16 protein-coding genes are annotated in these 18,035 nt (G+C 42.1%); all 16 read left to right on the top strand.

Translation table 11 applies throughout. The annotated features are described in order from the left end of the window. Positions 1-8 precede the first annotated feature (8 nt). Positions 9-311: a transcriptional repressor gene (locus DXB77_RS11355; protein WP_008402965.1), complete on the top strand. Its 303-nt coding sequence runs from the start codon at positions 9-11 to the stop codon at positions 309-311. A 514-nt stretch (positions 312-825) separates the two neighbouring features. Continuing rightward, positions 826-1,272 carry a division/cell wall cluster transcriptional repressor MraZ gene (gene mraZ / locus DXB77_RS11350; RefSeq protein ID WP_021944496.1) on the top strand — a complete coding sequence of 149 codons (447 nt, stop codon included), beginning with the start codon at positions 826-828 and terminating at the stop codon, positions 1,270-1,272. Between the two features lie 17 nt (positions 1,273-1,289). Continuing rightward, positions 1,290-2,234: a 16S rRNA (cytosine(1402)-N(4))-methyltransferase RsmH gene (gene rsmH, locus DXB77_RS11345; RefSeq protein ID WP_117821942.1), complete on the top strand. Its 945-nt coding sequence runs from the start codon at positions 1,290-1,292 to the stop codon at positions 2,232-2,234. Positions 2,235-2,249: 15 nt separating this feature from the next. Beyond that, the gene (locus tag DXB77_RS11340) at positions 2,250-2,816 is read left to right on the top strand and encodes a cell division protein FtsL (protein ID WP_021944494.1); all 567 of its coding nucleotides are present in this window, start codon (positions 2,250-2,252) and stop codon (positions 2,814-2,816) included. Positions 2,817-2,924: 108 nt separating this feature from the next. Next, entirely contained in the window at positions 2,925-5,081 is a 2,157-nt protein-coding gene (locus DXB77_RS11335) for a penicillin-binding protein 2 (protein ID WP_226800979.1), read from the top strand. A gap of 89 nt (positions 5,082-5,170) precedes the next feature. Next, positions 5,171-6,901, top strand: a complete 1,731-nt coding sequence (locus DXB77_RS11330) for a penicillin-binding transpeptidase domain-containing protein (protein WP_117821941.1) — start codon at positions 5,171-5,173, stop codon at positions 6,899-6,901. A gap of 71 nt (positions 6,902-6,972) precedes the next feature. Beyond that, positions 6,973-7,932, top strand: coding sequence for a phospho-N-acetylmuramoyl-pentapeptide-transferase (mraY, locus tag DXB77_RS11325; RefSeq protein ID WP_021944491.1), 960 nt, complete (start codon positions 6,973-6,975; stop codon positions 7,930-7,932). Positions 7,933-7,948: 16 nt separating this feature from the next. Continuing rightward, positions 7,949-9,304, top strand: a complete 1,356-nt coding sequence (gene murD / locus DXB77_RS11320; protein ID WP_021944490.1) for a UDP-N-acetylmuramoyl-L-alanine--D-glutamate ligase — start codon at positions 7,949-7,951, stop codon at positions 9,302-9,304. After that, the gene (gene ftsW / locus DXB77_RS11315) at positions 9,301-10,455 is read left to right on the top strand and encodes a putative lipid II flippase FtsW (protein ID WP_226800980.1); all 1,155 of its coding nucleotides are present in this window, start codon (positions 9,301-9,303) and stop codon (positions 10,453-10,455) included. Before murD ends, ftsW begins: the two co-directional genes overlap by 4 nt. A gap of 22 nt (positions 10,456-10,477) precedes the next feature. Next, on the top strand, positions 10,478-11,242 hold the full coding sequence (locus DXB77_RS11310; protein WP_118663246.1) for a cell division protein FtsQ/DivIB: 765 nt from the start codon (positions 10,478-10,480) through the stop codon (positions 11,240-11,242). Positions 11,243-11,444: 202 nt separating this feature from the next. After that, positions 11,445-12,713, top strand: a complete 1,269-nt coding sequence (gene ftsZ, locus DXB77_RS11305; protein ID WP_021944487.1) for a cell division protein FtsZ — start codon at positions 11,445-11,447, stop codon at positions 12,711-12,713. Positions 12,714-12,854: 141 nt separating this feature from the next. Next, positions 12,855-14,405 (top strand): NAD(P)H-hydrate dehydratase, encoded by a 1,551-nt coding sequence (locus DXB77_RS11300; protein WP_118663244.1) that lies wholly within the window; start codon positions 12,855-12,857, stop codon positions 14,403-14,405. A 26-nt stretch (positions 14,406-14,431) separates the two neighbouring features. Further along, the gene (alr, locus tag DXB77_RS11295) at positions 14,432-15,598 is read left to right on the top strand and encodes an alanine racemase (protein ID WP_118663243.1); all 1,167 of its coding nucleotides are present in this window, start codon (positions 14,432-14,434) and stop codon (positions 15,596-15,598) included. A 70-nt stretch (positions 15,599-15,668) separates the two neighbouring features. Beyond that, a complete protein-coding gene (locus tag DXB77_RS11290; RefSeq protein WP_008402980.1) occupies positions 15,669-16,013 on the top strand; it encodes a type II toxin-antitoxin system PemK/MazF family toxin in 345 nt (114 codons plus the stop codon). 213 nt (positions 16,014-16,226) lie between these two features. Beyond that, positions 16,227-17,033 carry a hemolysin family protein gene (locus tag DXB77_RS11285; RefSeq protein WP_021944484.1) on the top strand — a complete coding sequence of 269 codons (807 nt, stop codon included), beginning with the start codon at positions 16,227-16,229 and terminating at the stop codon, positions 17,031-17,033. A gap of 98 nt (positions 17,034-17,131) precedes the next feature. Continuing rightward, positions 17,132-17,872, top strand: coding sequence for a YebC/PmpR family DNA-binding transcriptional regulator (locus DXB77_RS11280; RefSeq protein ID WP_008402983.1), 741 nt, complete (start codon positions 17,132-17,134; stop codon positions 17,870-17,872). Positions 17,873-18,035: the final 163 nt, after the last annotated feature.

The following is an 18,035-nucleotide window of genomic DNA, read 5'->3' as shown; positions in this document are numbered from 1 at the left end:
GGAATAAAATGATTGTTCAGGAAATCCGTAATGACAATGTGTTTGGTTATGTAAGATATCAGGGAGAACCAAACCGGAAGGATGCAGTGATCGAGAAGCTTAGAAAACAGGGCTTTCGCATTACAAAACAGAGATGCATTCTGTTAGATATTATTCTGGATGAAGACTGTTCTTCTTGTAAGGAAATATATTACAAGGCTGTCAAGAGAGATGACAGTATAGGAATCGCAACGGTATACAGGATGGTGAACACTCTGGAAGACATAGGTGTGATCAGCAGAAAGAATATGTACAAAGTTGCGTGTTTCTAAAAATGGGATCATCCTCCACTGGAACGTACACTCAGGTGTAAAAACACATACAAACATACAAATGGGACATCCACAATGGCGTGGATGTCCTTTTTATATGGTAAAGATAAAATTAAGGGGTACGTTGCTTGTTTTTTTAAAAAGTCTGGAATTTCAGAATGGTATGGCGCTGTATATAAACAACATCGACGTTTGCGTAGTTTCGTTTATGAGACTTGCACTAGCTGTCAGCACCAAGCCCTTGTTTGAACCCATAAGGGTGAGTTAGGGCGACTGCTGACAAATCGGCGTGCGAGTCGAATAGAAACGCAGCAGGTCGTGTGTTTATATACAGTGCCATACCATCTTGAAGTTCCAGACATTACATGAAAAATTAAGGCAGCTACAAATGTGAATTTTTCATATTTGTGGTTGCTTTTTTTAGTTAAGTAGTATAGAATTACCCTATAAGTGGAGTGAAGTGGTGGATTAGTGACACAAAGTGGAGGAAATGAGTCGAAAGAAGGTGGAATAAGTGTCCAAGTGTTTAACAGGTGAATATGAACACAGATTAGATACCAAAGGGCGACTTATCATGCCATCCAAGCTTAGAGAGGAACTCGGCTGCACCTTCATGATCACAAAAGGTCTGGACAATTGTCTGTATGTTTATCCAAATGATGAATGGCAGCAGTTTGCGGACAAGTTGAACCAGCTTCCGATGACGAATAAGAGTGCAAGACAGTTCAAGCGTTTCTTCAACTCAGGAGCAGTAAAGTGCGAAACAGATGCACAAGGACGAGTGATCATTCCACAGACACTTCGTACATTTGCCAATATCGAAAAAGATGTTGTCATCATAGGTAACGGAGAGAAAGCAGAAATCTGGAATAAGGAAGCATGGGACGAGATCAATAATGAAGAATCCTTGAACATGGATGAGATTGCAGACAAGCTGGACGAACTGGATTTCAGAATATAAGGACAGAAGTGGTAGTTATGGAATTTAAACATACATCGGTTTTACTGGATGAAACCATTGAAAATCTGAATATCAAACCGAATGGTGTTTATATGGATGGAACCCTTGGGGGAGCCGGACATTCGAGAGAAATAGCGAAAAGACTTGGATCGGATGGACATCTGATCGGTATTGATCAGGATGGTGAGGCGATTATAACAGCAAAAGAACGACTGGCGGAGTACGGTGACCGCATTACAGTCGTAAGAGATAACTATCAGAATTTTAAAAGCATACTAGACGAGCTAAATATACTTCAAGTGGACGGGATATTGCTGGATCTTGGCGTATCTTCATATCAACTCGACAATGTGGATAGAGGATTCACATATCGGGTTGATGCGCCCCTTGATATGCGGATGGACGACCGCCAGACAAAGACTGCAAAGGATATCGTAAATGGATATACCGAGCAGGAACTCTTTCATATACTCAAAGAATATGGCGAAGAACGATTTGCAAAAAGTATTGCATACCATATTGTGAAGTATCGTGAGAAAAAAGAGATTGAAACAACAGAAGAATTAAACGATATCATCCGTGGATCAATTCCTGCAAAAGTACGAAATGCACAGGGACATCCATCCAAGCAGACATTTCAGGCAATTCGTATTGAATTAAATCATGAGCTTGAAGTACTAACGAATTCCATTGATGGAATGATTGACTGTTTGAAACCAGGCGGAAGATTATGTATCATCACATTCCATTCGTTAGAAGACAGAATTGTAAAAAATGCATTTCGTAAAAATGAAAATCCGTGTATCTGCCCACCGAATTTTCCGGTGTGCACATGCGGAAGAAAATCAAAAGGAAAAGTGATAACAAGAAAACCAATTCTTCCAACAGAAGAAGAAATGGAAGCAAATTCAAGATCCAAGAGCGCAAAACTCCGGGTATTTGAAAAAGGTATGAATATATAAAAGGGGTGTTTTAAAATGTCAGAAAGACGGAATCACTACTACATAGATGGAAGTACAGTCCGGAAGCTGGATTATTCAGCAGAACCGGTCAGAAGAGAATATGAACCGGCAAGAAGAACAGAGATGCCGGCAGAACGCCCTGCCAGAAGAAGACAGGAGAAACAGACAGCAACACCTGCAAGAAAGCAGATGCCACAGAGAAAGAAACAGGTAAGAACCAAACAGGCGCCGGCTGTCAGACAGAGAGACAGAAGATGGGTCGATGAATTAAGACATGGATTATTCTTATCATTTGCTGTAATATGTGCAGTAGGCTTGTGCTTTGTAATGCTGAAATTAATGGCAGATGTAAAAGAAGGAAAAAATGAAGTTAGTACACTGCAGAGCCAGTTGAATGAACAGTTAAATGTAAATGCAGAATACAGTTCAGGACTTGACAGCATGACAGATCTGGATGAAATATATAAGATTGCAACAACTGAGCTTGGTATGGTATATTCGAAGCCGGGGCAGACTGTGTACTATCCACAGAACAGTGACGATTATGTTATACAGTACAAAAATGTTCCTGAGACCAAATAAGTCTCAGGAAATTTTGCGTTATACCCGAACCTGTTAAGATACAGAATATAAAAATAAAATCAAAGGTGGAAAAATATGTCGACAAAAGCAAAGAATTTTCTTAGGAGAATGAAACAGAGACTGGTTATAATATTTGGTATCGCATTACTCTTTTTTGTTGTGCTTATCGGACGTGTGATCTATATCAGCCTTGCAAAAGGACAGGAGTATCAGGAAGAGGTACTGGATCAGAAGACCTACGACAGTCTGGATATTCCGTTTGAACGGGGAGACATTGTGGATCGAAATGGAAATATTCTTGCCACCAGTGAGAAAGTGTACAATCTGATTTTGGAGCCCAAAAATATCCTGCGTACGGATAAGGGAAAAGAGGCAACAAAGGCAGCGCTGATCAAATATTTTGGAATGGAAGATGCAAAGTTCGATGAATGTATGCAGAACACAGATTCCTTTTATAAGGTAGCCATGAAAGGGCTTGAATATGCAGATGTAAAAGCATTTCAGGAATATTGCAATACAAGAGATGGTGCAGATGTCGTTGGTGTGCGGTTTGAGGAGGAATACAAAAGAAAATATCCAAATGGCAGTCTTGCCTGTCACCTGCTTGGATATACCGTAAGCGGAAATGTCGGACAGGGTGGAATCGAAGGTTATTATAACAGTTACCTGAATGGTGTAAATGGAAAGACATATGGATATCTGACAAATGATAATACCGTAGAATCTGTTACAGTACCTGCACAGAATGGTTATACTGTAGTGTCTACGATCGATCTGAATATCCAGAAGATCATTGAAGATAATATAAAAGAATATATGCAGACGACTGGTGCAAAGAAGATCGGTGTTATCGCAATGGATCCGGATACGGCAGAGGTTCTTGGCATGAGTACCTCTTATGGATATGATCCGAACGAACCGATGAATACGGATGCACTTCGTAATATGGAGGTTACCGTTACAGAAAGTACGGAAGAACCATCAACAGAAGAAGACAGCAGCGAGGAAGGTTCTTCTGAAGATACGACAGAAGCAACAACCGAGGAACAGAAAGACCCGGAAAAGATCACATATGATTTTTCATCTATGACAGATGATGAATTCCAGAAAGCAATTGATGACCTGACAAGTGATCAGACGTATGAAGCATTAGATGCTGTATGGAGAAATTATTGCATCAGTGATATCTTGGAGCCGGGTTCTACATTTAAGCCTTTTACGATTGCAGGTGCCCTTGAGGACGGAATTGTGAAAGACGGCGATACATTCTTCTGTAAAGGCTATGAGATCGTTGCAGAGGGAACATCTCCGATCTATTGTCATAACCGAAGTGGTGATGGCACGATTACATTAAAGCAGGCGCTAGAGCAGTCCTGTAATGTCGCTTTGATGCAGATCGCAAAATCAGAAGGAAGAGAAACATTTTCCAAATATCAGGATATATTTAATTTTGGTAATCAGACCGGAATTGATCTTTCCGGTGAGGGAAGCGGTCTGGTGTATGATGAAGAAGGACTGAATCCGGTCGAGCTTGCGACTTCATCCTTTGGGCAGGGTATTAATGTAACAATGATCCAGATGGCAGCAGCGTTCTGTTCACTGATCAATGGAGGAAATTATTATACGCCTCACACCGTCAGACAGATTTTAGATGAAAATGGAAGTATTATAGAGAATAATGAACCGGAACTTGTCCGCAAGACGATTTCAAAGACAACTTCAGATCTGATGAAGCAGTATATGGCAGGTGTTGTTACAGAAGGTACCGGTTCCAGAGCAGCCGTTGATGGATATACGATCGGCGGTAAGACAGGTACAGCAGAAAAGATTCCTAGAAATCAGGGCAATTATGTATTATCCTTTATCGGTTTCTCACCGGTAGAGAATCCACAGATCATGCTGTATGTTGCAGTTGACGAACCAAATGTAGAAAGTCAGTCTACATCCGGTGCCGGAGCACTGTTATTCCATGCGATCATGGAAGATCTGCTCCCATATATGAATGTATATCAGAGCAGTGATGAAGATGTAACGTATAATGGAAAAGATGAGCCGATCAGCTCTCCATTTGAAGGCAATGTAGAAGATTCAACAGGCGAGGGAACAACAGAAGAAGGAAGCACTGCAGAGGGAGATACAACAGCGGAAGATACCGGTTCAGAGAATGTAACCTCTGAGGGAACAACAGAAGCAGTATCTGAAAATGGCACTTCAGAAGAAACAACCTCCGAAGAAACAACAGAAGCCAAAGTTCAGGATGAATAAACAAGGGAATATCTGGCAGACTGACAGAAAAGGCATATTTGTCCGGAAAAAGTAATAAGATATAAGGATAAATAAATCCGGCGGGCAGAATGAAGCTTTATAGTTATAATCGGAGAAAGATATATTTTACATGTATAGCGATCGTAATGACTGCGGTTTTTCTGATGGGAAGACTTGCTTATCTGATGGTTGCAAAAGCGGATTATTATAATCGTGCAGCAACCGGGCTTCATGAAAGAGAACGAAGCATCAAAGCACCAAGAGGAAGGATATACGACAGAAATGGAAATATCCTGGCTGATAATAAAGCAGTCTGTTCCGTATCGGTCATCCACAGCCAGATTGAGGATGAAGAAGCAGTTATACAGGTTCTGAATGAATATCTGGATAAGGGAGAAGCGGAGATACGCAAAAAAGTAACCAAGGTATCCTCCCGTGAATTGATCGCAACAAACGTTGCGAAGGAAACCGGAGATCAGATCCGGGAATTAAATGTTGCCGGAATTAAGGTTGACGAGGACTATAAAAGGTATTATCCTTATGGAAGCCTTGCATCCAAGGTTCTTGGCTTTACAGGAGCAGACAATCAGGGAATCGTTGGCCTTGAGGTCTGGTATAATGAAATTCTGGCAGGAGAGGACGGAAGCATTCATACAGTAACGGATGCAAAGGGAATCGAACTGCCAAATGTAAAAGAAACGAGAGTAAGTCCTGTACCGGGAGATGACCTGGTACTTTCACTGGACTTGACAATACAAAAATATGCAACACAGGCGGCTCTTTCCGTTATGGAAGAGAAGCAGGCAAAACGTGTGGCAATGATCATTATGAATCCGCAGAATGGAGAGATCTATGCCATGGTTGATGTGCCGGAATATGATCTGAACCAGCCATTTCAGTTGAACACGGATCTGGCTGGATACGAGAGTATGACTGACGGTGAGAAGATGGATGCGTTAAACAATATGTGGCGTAATTTTACAGTCAGTGATACGTACGAACCGGGATCGACCTTTAAGATCGTGACAGCGACAGCAGCCCTTGAGGCTGGAACCGTATCCTTATCGGATACCTTTTACTGTCCGGGATATAAGATCGTGGAGGATCGCAGGATCCGGTGCCATAAGACGACAGGACATGGTTCGGAGGACTTCCGGCATGCACTGATGAATTCCTGCAATCCGGCATTTATGACGATCGGAGAACGGACAGGAGCCACGAATCTGTATCAGACCTATCAGAAGCTTGGATTGTTTCAGAAAACCGGGATCGATCTTCCGGGTGAGGCAAATTCCATTATGCATAAGCTTTCCGATATCGGACCGGTAGAACTGGCAACGATGTCATTTGGACAGTCCTTTCAGATATCACCGATCCAGTTTGTGACTGCTGCAGCAACCGTTATAAATGGTGGGAATAAGATCACACCACATATCGGTATGAAGGTGGTGGATGCGGAGAGTCAGGTTATGACGGAGCTTCAATATCCGGTCACCCAAGGGGCGGTCGGTAGTGAAACATCGGCGACAATGCGTGATCTGTTGGAGTCTGTTGTGGCAGAAGGCGGAGGCAGCAAGGCGCAGATCGAGGGATACCGGATTGGCGGCAAGACAGCAACCAGTGAGAAGTATCCGAGAGGAACCGGAAAATACATATCATCTTTCCTAGGATTTGCACCGGCAAATGATCCGCAGGTCATGGCATTTGTTATGATCGATGAACCGACAGGAGTATATTATGGAGGAACGATAGCAGCCCCTGTCATACAGGAGGTATTTTCCAATATCCTTCCATATCTGGGAATACCAAAAGAGGAATAAGAAAATTACCTCATACGTGAGGAAAAATATAGCCATTTCAAAATGAAATGACGGGTAAGGAGTACAAAGAAATGAACTTGGATTTTTCAATTATTTTACCGATACTTATAGCGTTTGGAATCAGCGTGGTGTTAAGCCCGATCGTGATCCCATTTTTAAAGAAACTGAAATTTGGACAGTTTGTACGAGATGATGGACCGGAAACACATCTGAAGAAATCAGGAACACCGACAATGGGCGGACTGATCATTCTGTTGAGCCTGGTGATTACCTCGTTATTTTATATGAAGGATTATCCGGATATCCTTCCGGTATTGTTTGTAACACTTGGTTTTGGGCTGATCGGATTTCTGGATGATTATATCAAAGTCGTTATGAAGCGTTCCCTGGGACTTCGTGCATGGCAGAAGATGCTCGGACAGTTCGTTGTAACAGCAGTTTTTGCATATTATATTGAGAAATATACCGAGATCAACAACGAGATCATTATTCCATTTGTCGGTAAGACAGTTGTTCTTGATAAATGGGTTTATATCGTTTTGTTATTCTTTGTTGTACTTGGAACAGTAAATGGTGCAAACTTCACAGATGGTCTGGATGGTCTTGCTTCTTCCGTAACAGCATTGATCGCTACATTCTTTACAGTTGTTGCGATCGGAACCGGATCCGGTCTTGCACCTATCTCCTGTGCAGCAATGGGAAGCTTGTTAGGATTCCTTGTATATAATGTATACCCTGCAAGAGTGTTTATGGGTGACACCGGTTCTCTTGCACTTGGCGGATTTGTAGCATCGATCGCATACATGCTGAAGATGCCATTATTTATTCTGATCGTGGCATTCATTTATTTTATAGAAGTATTATCGGTTATCATCCAGGTAGTTTCATTCAAACTGACTGGAAAACGAGTGTTCAAAATGGCACCGATCCATCATCATTTTGAGCTTTCCGGATGGCCTGAGACAAAGGTTGTATCAATATTTGCGATAGTAACAGCCGTACTTTGTGTTGTAGGTTTACTGGCTGTTTAATACGGAGGATATGAAGATGAATTTTAAAAATGCTTTAGTGGCTGGTACAGGTAAGAGCGGCATCAGTGCAGCAAAGCTGCTGATCGCTCATGGCGTAAAGGTTACGCTGTTTGATGAAAATGAAAAAAGAGATAAAAATGATCTGATGGAGAAACTCTCCCAGTCAGAACTTGTTACGATCCTGCTTGGAAAATTAACGGATGAAGTATTAAAGCAGACAGATATTATGGTTATAAGCCCGGGTATTCCGGTTGATTCTGCATTTGTAGAGGATATAAAGAAAGCAGGCATTCCGGTATGGAGTGAGATTGAGCTTGCATATTATTTTGGTAAAGGAAAGATCGCTGCGATCACAGGAACAAATGGCAAGACAACGACGACGGCACTTGTTGGCGAGATCGTAAAGGCGTGGAATCCGAAGACGATCGTAGTTGGAAATATCGGTATTCCATATACCGAGCTTTGTGATACAACCGATGATGACAGTGCAACAGTGGCAGAGATCAGCAGCTTCCAGTTAGAGACGATCGTGGATTTTCATCCGAATGTCAGTGCAATCTTAAATCTGACACCGGATCATCTGAACCGTCATTATACATTTGAAAATTACGGAAATGTCAAGAAGTCGATCACAAAGAATCAGACAGAAGATGATGTGGTTGTATTAAACTATGATGATGATCATACAAGAGCAATGGCAGAGGGAATCCGCCCAAGAGTTGTATATTTCAGCAGACTGGAGAAGCCTGCAGGCGGTGTATATGTAGAGGATGGTCACATTGTGATCGAGGCAAATGGAGAAAAGATCGATGTCCTTGCATTAAAGGATCTGATCCTGCTCGGTTCCCACAATGTTGAAAATGTGCTCGCTGCAGTTGGTATCTCTTATTATATGGGAGTGCCGGTCAATGTCATTCGTGATGTTGCAGTCAGTTTTAAAGCCGTAGAGCATAGAATAGAGTATGTAAAGACAGTGGCTGGTGTGGATTATTACAATGATTCCAAGGGAACCAATCCGGATGCAGCCATCAAGGGAATTCAGGCAATGGTAAAACCGACTTATCTGATCGGTGGAGGCTATGATAAAGGCTCTACCTATGATGAATGGATCGATGCATTTGACGGAAAAGTCAGATGTTTGGTTCTGATCGGTCAGACGGCGAAGAAAATCGCAGAGACTGCCAAGAAACACGGATTCCATAATATTGTATTTGAAGACGATCTGTTAGGAGCGGTAAAATATTGTCATGAGAATGCAAAGGATGGAGAAGCAGTTCTTCTTTCTCCAGCATGTGCAAGCTGGGGAATGTTTGATAATTACGAGCAAAGAGGAAGAATGTTCAAAGAATATGTCCGCGATTTTAAGGAGTGAAATATTTGAATGACAGAAACAGGAACACAGATACAAATGAGATAGATAGCAGAAGAAAGCCGTTATGGTACAGCGGACGTTACTTTGACTATCCGCTGCTTGGCATTGTACTGGGGCTTGTTCTGTTTGGACTGGTCATGGTTTACAGCACCAGCTCCTACCGGGCAGATGAACTGTATGGTGACAGTACATATTTTGCAAAACGACAGCTTGTTTTTGAACTTGTTGCACTGTTTGGAATGTTTCTGGTATCGAAGATCGATTATCGCAGATATGCAAGATATTCCAAATATTTTCTGTATGTGGCAATGGCACTTTTAGTGCTGGTCTACATTATAGGTAGTGCGAGCCATGGATCGACCAGATGGATCTATATTGGTGCATTTGGATTCCAGCCGTCGGAATTTGCAAAGCTTGCGCTGATCGTATATACCGCAGATATCTGTACCAGAAAACCCAGAAGCCTGAATACACTGAAGGGTCTGGCGAAGATGCTTCTGCTTCCGTTTGTAACGATCATACTGATCGCAATCGAGAACTTAAGTACCGCGATCATATGCTTTGGCATTGTGGTGATCATTGTATTTGTCGCCAGCCCGAAAAAATGGCCGTTTGTGCTGATGGGGCTGATCGGAATCCTGATGTGCGTGATATTTATTGCAACAGCAGGCTATCGTGCAGATCGTATCCGTATCTGGCTTGCACCGGAAAAATACGATGATGGATACCAGACGATGCAGTCCCTTTATGCGATCGGATCCGGAGGCTTTTTTGGAAGAGGCATTGGGAACAGTATCCAGAAGATGGGATTTATACCAGAGTCCCATAATGACATGATTTTTTCCGTTATCTGTGAAGAGCTTGGTTTATTTGGTGCGGCACTTGTAATCGCAATGTTTGTGGTCCTGATATACAGATGCGCACTGATCGCAATCAATTCCGGTGAACGGTTTGGAGGTCTGATCGCAACCGGTGTTATGGCACATGTTGCTGTTCAGGTATTGATCAATATCAGTGTTGTAACAAATACGATACCACCGACCGGTGTACCGCTTCCATTTATCAGTTATGGTGGAAGCTCGATATGTTTCATGCTTCTTGAGATGGGACTGGTGCTTGCTGTTGCCAGACAGATGAAGCCGGGAAGATAAAATGGATAGGAAGATATAAAAGATGCAGAATAGGAGAACAGAGAGCGAAACTGAAAAGAAAAAGGGAAGAAAGGCAGGTAAGATTCTGTTGATCATTCTTGGTGCGCTGCTGCTTATATGCCTTAGTGCCTATGTCTATATCCTGAAATGCTACAGTCTGACCAAGATACAGGTGTCCGGCAATGTGCATTATACAGAGGATGAGATCATAGATATTGTAACAAAAGGGAAAAAAGCGGATAATACCCTGTTTTTCTATCTGGACAACAGAATGCATCCGGTAGAGGATGTAACCTTTATTGATAAATTTCAGATTGAAGTGATTGGAAGACATACCATAACGATCACAGTATATGAGAAGTCCATGGCTGGTTGTGTGAGCTATATGGATCAGTATATTTATTTTGATAATGATGGCCGCGTGCTTGAAACGTCTTCCGAAAAGCTGGAGGATGTTCCGTGTATTCAGGGATTGAAATTTGACCGTATCGTTGTGGGTGAAAAGCTCCCTGTAACGAACGAGAATATGTTTCAGGAGATCTTGACGATGACACAGTTGATCGGTAAGAACAAGCTGTTGATCGATGAGATCCGGTTTAATAATGACAATGAGATCATCTTGTATAAGGACAAGATCAAAATAGAGCTTGGAAGCGGATCCGGGCTGGAGGACAAGCTTATGAATCTGGAAAGCATTCTTTCCAAACTGGAAGGGAAAAGTGGAACCCTGGATCTGTCGGATTATTCGGCAAGCAGTGGAAACGCAATATTTAAGGAAAATAAGTAAAATTTAAAACAAAAAGTTGTTGCGTTATTTATGAAAAAATCGTATTATTAAGATATTAATGCGATTATATAGATGTACACTCCCTGTACTTTGGGTTGCGGGTGCCAGATCTGCAGCCTGTGACTTGCTTACAGAATGAAGACAACCGGGGGAGGGAGCTGTACAGGAATTATAAAGAAATATATAGAAGGAGGAAACAACCTTGCTCGAAATAAAGTCTAACGATGAGAGAACACCAGCTAGAATACTGGTAATAGGAGTAGGTGGCGCTGGTAACAATGCAGTAAACAGAATGATTGATGAAAATGTAGAAGGTGTGGAGCTGATAGCGATCAACACGGATAAACAGGCACTTTCATTAAGCAGAGCTACAACAAAGATTCAGATTGGTGAGAAGCTGACAAAGGGACTTGGTGCAGGTGCAAAGCCTGAGATCGGTGCCAGTGCAGTTGAAGAGAATAGAGAAGAGATAGCAGATATTATCAAAGATGCCAACATGGTATTCGTAACATGTGGTATGGGTGGTGGTACCGGAACCGGTGCAGCACCTGTTGTTGCGGAGATGGCAAGAAATCTTGGTATCCTGACAGTTGGTGTTGTAACAAAGCCATTTGGTTTTGAAGGAAAGCCTCGTATGAAGAATGCGATGGAAGGAATTGCAAGATTAAAAGAGAATGTTGATACACTGATCGTTATTCCAAATGATAAGTTATTACAGATCTGTGATAAGAGAACCAGTATTCCGGATGCTTTAAAGAAAGCAGACCAGGTTCTTCAGCAGGGTGTTCAGGGTGTAACAGACCTGATCAATAAACCGGGTCTTATCAACCTCGACTTTGCAGACATCCAGACTGTTATGAGAGACAAGGGTATTGCACATATCGGTATCGGTTCTGCAAGCGGTGAGAACAAGGCTGTTGATGCGATCAAGGAAGCTATGGATTCACCATTACTGGAGACAACAGTATCCGGTGCAACCGATATTATTGTAAACTTCTCAGGAAATATTGGTATCGTGGAAGCATACGATGCAGTTACTTACCTGACTGAACAGGCCGGTGATGGTGTAAATATCATCTTCGGTACAGTTGATAATGATAACATGGGTGAGGAGATCAGCATTACGATCATTGCTACAGGACTTGAGAAAGCAGAGACAACTACACCTGTCAGCAGATTCGCAGGAACTGCAGCTCCAAAGCTTGATACAGTTAATACAACATCATTTGGAGAAGCAAGAAAGACAACACCTACTTATGGTGGACAGGCACTTGGTGGATCATCTTCCATCCGTCCTACTTTCCTGTCAGATGCAGGAGCAGCATCACAGACAGCAAAGCCGGTAGTTCCAAATACAACAAGAACAGCTGCTCCGGTTGAGCCGCATGTAGCTCCGTCTCCAAAACCGGCAAGACCAACTGTACAGTCAAATGACAGTATCAGAATACCGGAATTTTTAAAGAAAAGATAAATAGCAGAGATGCGGACAGATATGTATATGTACGGATGCCATGGCGATATTGCCATGGCATTTGTGCAATAAGCTGTTATGTAGAAATAATATCTGCATCAGTTAATGGATATAAAAATCATAACATGGAAGGAGACAGATATGAGATTCCTGGCAACCGGAGAGGAAATGCAGAAGATCGATCAGATCTCCATTGAACAGATTGGAATTCCCGGTCTGGTGTTGATGGAACGTGCAGCACTTGCTGTAACAGAAGAAATAGAAAAAAGATTTTCACGGATAAAAACAGGAGAACATGATACCGGACGGACAGCATATACCAGGATCCTTCTTGTAACAGAACGCGGCAATAATGGAGGGGACGGTCTGGCTGTAGCAAGGATGCTGGCAGAAAAAGGATATCTGGTAGATGTGTACTGTATCGGACAGGTTAGCAGAGCAACAGAGAGTTATAAGGTTCAGGAGAGTATACTTGGACAGCTTGGGATCAAGATTACAGAGGATTTTCCGAATGGAGAATATGATGTAATCGTAGATGCAATCTTTGGAGTTGGATTAAAGCGTGACATAGAAGGAATCCATAAAGAGGTCATTGATCATATCAATGATATGCCGGCATATGTGGTAGCAGTAGATATCCCATCCGGTATATCGGCTACGACCGGACGGGTAATGAATGTTGCAGTAAAGGCGGATCTTACAGTAACAATGGGGTTAATGAAGGTCGGTATGACCGTTTATCCGGGACATGGATATTGTGGAGAGATCCTTGTAAAAGATATCGGATTTCCGGATAAGGCAGTTGATATGGTGATGCCGGAGATATTTACATATGATGAAGGGGATCTGAACCGGCTGAATAAACGAAGACCGGATGGAAATAAAGGAACCTTTGGAAAAGTTGCAGTCATAGCTGGCAGTCAGGAGATATCGGGAGCAGCCTGTCTTGCGGCATCAGCAGCCTACCGGGTTGGAAGTGGTATGGTAAAGGTATATACCCATAAGGATAACAGAGTGATTGTCGGGGGATATCTGCCGGAAGCATTGATGATGACATATCAGGATGAGAAAACAGCAGTTATCTGTGCGGAGAATGCATGTGCATGGGCAGATGTCATTCTGATCGGACCGGGTATCGGAACCGGAAAAGAAGCGGAATGTATGCTTAAGACAGTGCTGGAGAATTTCAAAGGAACGATCGTTGTTGATGCAGATGGACTTAATCTTTTGTCAGCACATAAGGAGCTGCTTGCAGCAGGGGGAATCAGCAGACAGACAGGGAATATAGCACTTGTTATCACCCCTCATGTAAAAGAAATGTCCAGACTGACAGGAAAGACAGTGGCTGAATTAAAAGAAGCACCGGTTCGTGAGTGCAGGGCATTTGCGGAAGTAGAAACACTTGTGTGTGTATTAAAAGATGCAAGAACCTGTGTCAGTGACGGAGGCGTGCATACTTACATGAACACTTCGGGAAATGATGGTATGGCAACAGCAGGTTCAGGGGATGTTCTTGCCGGAATGATTGCAGGGCTATCTGCCGGTGGAATATCTCCGACAGAGGCAGCAAGACTTGGGGTGTATATACATGGGCTTGCAGGGGATCGTGCAAAGAAACGGTATGGAAAGGCGGCTATAACCGCCGGCAGTCTGATCGATGAGATCGGTCCGATCATGAGTTCTTATGTATAAAATATAATAGGCAGAGGCGCAGACAAATGAATAAATATAGAAGAATAGAAGCAGATATCAATCTGGATAATATCAGAGAAAATATAAAAATGATGAAGGCATGTGTGCCGGAGAGTATGAAGATGCTTGCTGTGATCAAGGCAGATGCCTATGGCCACGGAGCAGTAGAGGTTTCAAGAGCCCTTTCTGATCTGGCAGACTTTTATGCGGTTGCCTGTATTGATGAGGCGGTAGAGCTTCGTCATGCAGGATGTGAGAAGCCGTTGTTGATACTTGGATATACAGACCCATCAGAGTATGATGAATTGATCACATACGATGTAAGACCTGCGATGTATGATAAGGCTGAATGTGCCATTCTCTCAGATGATGCGGTAAAGAAAGGATCAAAAGCAAAGATCCATATCAAGATGGATACCGGTATGAGCCGGATCGGCTTTCAGTGTGATGATGCAGGTATCAATGATATCGTGGAGATCGCGCATATGCCGGGAATTGAGATCGAGGGAATATTTACACATTATTCAAAGGCGGACGAATACGATAAAACAGCTGCAAATGGACAGCTTGCGTTATTCCGGTCTGTGATCGGCAGATTAGAAGAACGGGGTATATCGATTCCTGTAAAGCATATATCGAACAGCGCAGGAATCATGGAGATGGATAATGAAGGCTTTGATATGGTAAGATCCGGTATCGTAACATACGGACTATATCCATCGGATGAAGTCGATCATTCGATCGCGGCACTTAAGCCGGCAATGGAACTACTTGCCAAGGTAGTTCATGTGAAGAATGTGAAAGCAGGAACAGGTATCGGCTATGGATGGACATTTGTCGCACCGCATGATATGAGAATAGCAACCGTGTCTGCCGGTTATGCTGACGGATATCCAAGAGCACAGTCCAATATCGGGCGTGTGATCATTCATGGTAAGTATGCACCGATCACCGGACGTGTCTGTATGGATCAGTTTATGATCGATGTAAGTGATATACCGGAGACGTCAGTCGGTGATACAGTTGTTCTGATCGGAAAATGTGGAGATAAAGAGATCACGGTGGAAGAAGTTGCGGAACCGGCAAACAGCTTCAACTATGAACTGATCTGTAATATCGGAAGACGTGTACCAAGAGTCTATATTAGGGATGGAAAAGAAGTCGGGGAAGTGAATTATCTACGTCGAAACTGAATATCATAGAATAGAATTGGAAATACTTTTCACAACAGAAGATATTAATAAATAAATGGAGTGAAAAGAATTGGTAATCAGAAGAGGCGATATATTTTATGCTGATTTACGGCCTGTCGTTGGTTCGGAACAGGGAGGAGTCAGACCGGTACTTATCATACAAAATGAAGCGGGAAATAAACACAGTTCTACTGTGATCTGTGCAGCGATCACCAGCAAGATGAACAAGGCAAAGTTGCCTACACATGTTGAGATTGATTCCAGCCGGTATGATCTGGCAAAGGATTCGGTTGTTCTATTGGAACAGGTGCGTACGATCGATAAACAGAGATTAAAAGAAAAAGTATGCCATATGGGAGATGACATTCTGAAAAAGGTAGATATTGCATTAAAGATCAGTCTGGATCTGTATTGATCTTTGTGGCATGGTAATTATAGACATTGTATAATCATACAGTTATACAGATTCCCATATGAATACGGATTATACAGATTCTCATATGAAAAAATTGACGAATGTTGGAATTAATGATATATTTCCATTATATTTGCATTCGTGTGGAATTAAGAGTGAATGCAGAATGAAACGAACAGGAGAGGTGATTTGTAGACAGAGACTGTCTGGTATATGAAATTATTTAATAACAGAAAAGCTGATGAAGAAAAAGTTGAGGAAGAGATTATTTCCATGGTCAATGAGGGTAATGAACAGGGGCTCATTCATGATGACGAAGTAGAGATGATCACAAATATTTTTGAATTCAGTGAGAAAGAAGTCCGGGATGTTATGACGCCGCGTTCCGATGTAGTTGGAATCGACAAACATACTACAATGGATGAAACGATCAAGATCATGCTGGAGAATAATTATTCCAGATATCCGGTGTTTGATGATGATCTGGACAATATAGTCGGAATCCTTTATTTTAAGGATTTCGTAAAAGCGTATTTAAAGGATAAGAATCAGACGATCGAACAGATCATGGTTGAGCCGCTATTTGTGCATCCGACAAAGAATATATCGGAATTATTCAAACGGATGCAGAAAGAGAAAATTCATATGGTTATTGTGGTGGATGAGTATGGTCAGACAGAAGGCATCATAGCGATGGAAGATATTCTGGAAGAAATTGTCGGCAATATTTTTGATGAATACGACGATGATGACGATGATATTGCACTTGCGGGTCATGGATATATCGTGGGCGGCAGAGCAGAACTGGATGAATTGTCGGAACATCTGGGAATTGAGTTTCCGGATGAGGATTTTCAGACACTGAACGGGTTTATGCTGTATGAACTGGGAAGGCTCCCTTATGAGAACGAAAAAATAGATATTACATATAAGGGATATAATTTTGAGACCATTGGGATCAAGGATAAGATGATCGATAAGGTGCGGATAACCAAGGTTGAAAATGAAAATCAGGTATGATATTATGAACCAGTTGGGCTTATAAAGCTTCAAAAAAGAAACCGATATCCGAAAATGGATATTCAAAAGATAGAATTACAGAGTTAAGGAGTAAAAAAATGTCAGGACATTCAAAATTTGCAAATATTAAACATAAGAAAGAAAAGAACGATGCTGCAAAGGGTAAGATCTTTACCATTATCGGTAAGGAAATTGCGATCGCTGTAAAAGAAGGTGGTGCAAACCCTGATAACAACAGTAAGCTTCGTGATGTAATCGCAAAGGCAAAGGCAAACAATATGCCAAACGATACGATCAAGCGTGGTATCGACAGAGCAGCAGGTGATGCAAACTCAGTAAATTATGTTGCTAATACATACGAAGGATATGGTCCGAACGGTACAGCGATCATCGTTGATACTCTTACAGATAATAAGAACAGAACGGCTGCAAATGTAAGAAATGCATTTACAAAGGGCGGCGGAAACGTAGGAACGACCGGTTGTGTATCTTATATGTTTGATAATAAAGGACAGATCATTATCGATAAAGAAGAATGTGATATGGATGCAGATGATCTTATGATGATGGCACTGGATGCCGGAGCTGAGGATTTCAGTGAAGAGGAAGACAGCTTTGAGATCATCACAACACCGGATGATTTCTCAGCAGTCAGAGAGGCTCTTGAAAAAGAGGGAATCAAGATGGCAGAAGCAGAGCTTACCATGATCCCACAGAACTATGTAGATCTGACAGATCCTGAGGTTGTAAAGAAGTTTACAAGAATTCTGGATCTCTTAGATGAAGATGATGATGTACAGGCCGTATATCACAATGCAAATCTTCCGGATGAGGAATAATTATATCGTTCATGCCATTTGTGCATGAAAGAATTTCCACAGAATCCACATGCAATTTTATGTAAGGTGTTGTGGAGATTCTACCATATATGTATGCCAGGCAGGCAGCAGGACGGCAGAAAGCCGTTTGGCAGCACGCCTGGCATATGGTATGTTAAAAACA

It is taken from the genome of Clostridium sp. OM05-9 (assembly GCF_003481465.1).
GTDB classification, from domain to species: domain Bacteria; phylum Bacillota; class Clostridia; order Lachnospirales; family Lachnospiraceae; genus Coprococcus; species Coprococcus ammoniilyticus.
This window is presented reverse-complemented; position numbering and strand designations above follow the sequence as displayed.

Coding starts and splice junctions, on each gene's coding strand:
- DXB77_RS11310 (WP_118663246.1), top strand. CDS start 10,478: ATGCAGAATAGGAGAACAGAGAGCGAAACTGAAAAGAAAAAGGGAAGA.
- DXB77_RS11355 (WP_008402965.1), top strand. CDS start 9: ATGATTGTTCAGGAAATCCGTAATGACAATGTGTTTGGTTATGTAAGA.
- DXB77_RS11340 (WP_021944494.1), top strand. CDS start 2,250: ATGTCAGAAAGACGGAATCACTACTACATAGATGGAAGTACAGTCCGG.
- DXB77_RS11330 (WP_117821941.1), top strand. CDS start 5,171: ATGAAGCTTTATAGTTATAATCGGAGAAAGATATATTTTACATGTATA.
- DXB77_RS11300 (WP_118663244.1), top strand. CDS start 12,855: ATGAGATTCCTGGCAACCGGAGAGGAAATGCAGAAGATCGATCAGATC.
- alr (WP_118663243.1), top strand. CDS start 14,432: ATGAATAAATATAGAAGAATAGAAGCAGATATCAATCTGGATAATATC.
- rsmH (WP_117821942.1), top strand. CDS start 1,290: ATGGAATTTAAACATACATCGGTTTTACTGGATGAAACCATTGAAAAT.
- murD (WP_021944490.1), top strand. CDS start 7,949: ATGAATTTTAAAAATGCTTTAGTGGCTGGTACAGGTAAGAGCGGCATC.
- DXB77_RS11335 (WP_226800979.1), top strand. CDS start 2,925: ATGAAACAGAGACTGGTTATAATATTTGGTATCGCATTACTCTTTTTT.
- DXB77_RS11285 (WP_021944484.1), top strand. CDS start 16,227: ATGAAATTATTTAATAACAGAAAAGCTGATGAAGAAAAAGTTGAGGAA.
- DXB77_RS11280 (WP_008402983.1), top strand. CDS start 17,132: ATGTCAGGACATTCAAAATTTGCAAATATTAAACATAAGAAAGAAAAG.
- mraY (WP_021944491.1), top strand. CDS start 6,973: ATGAACTTGGATTTTTCAATTATTTTACCGATACTTATAGCGTTTGGA.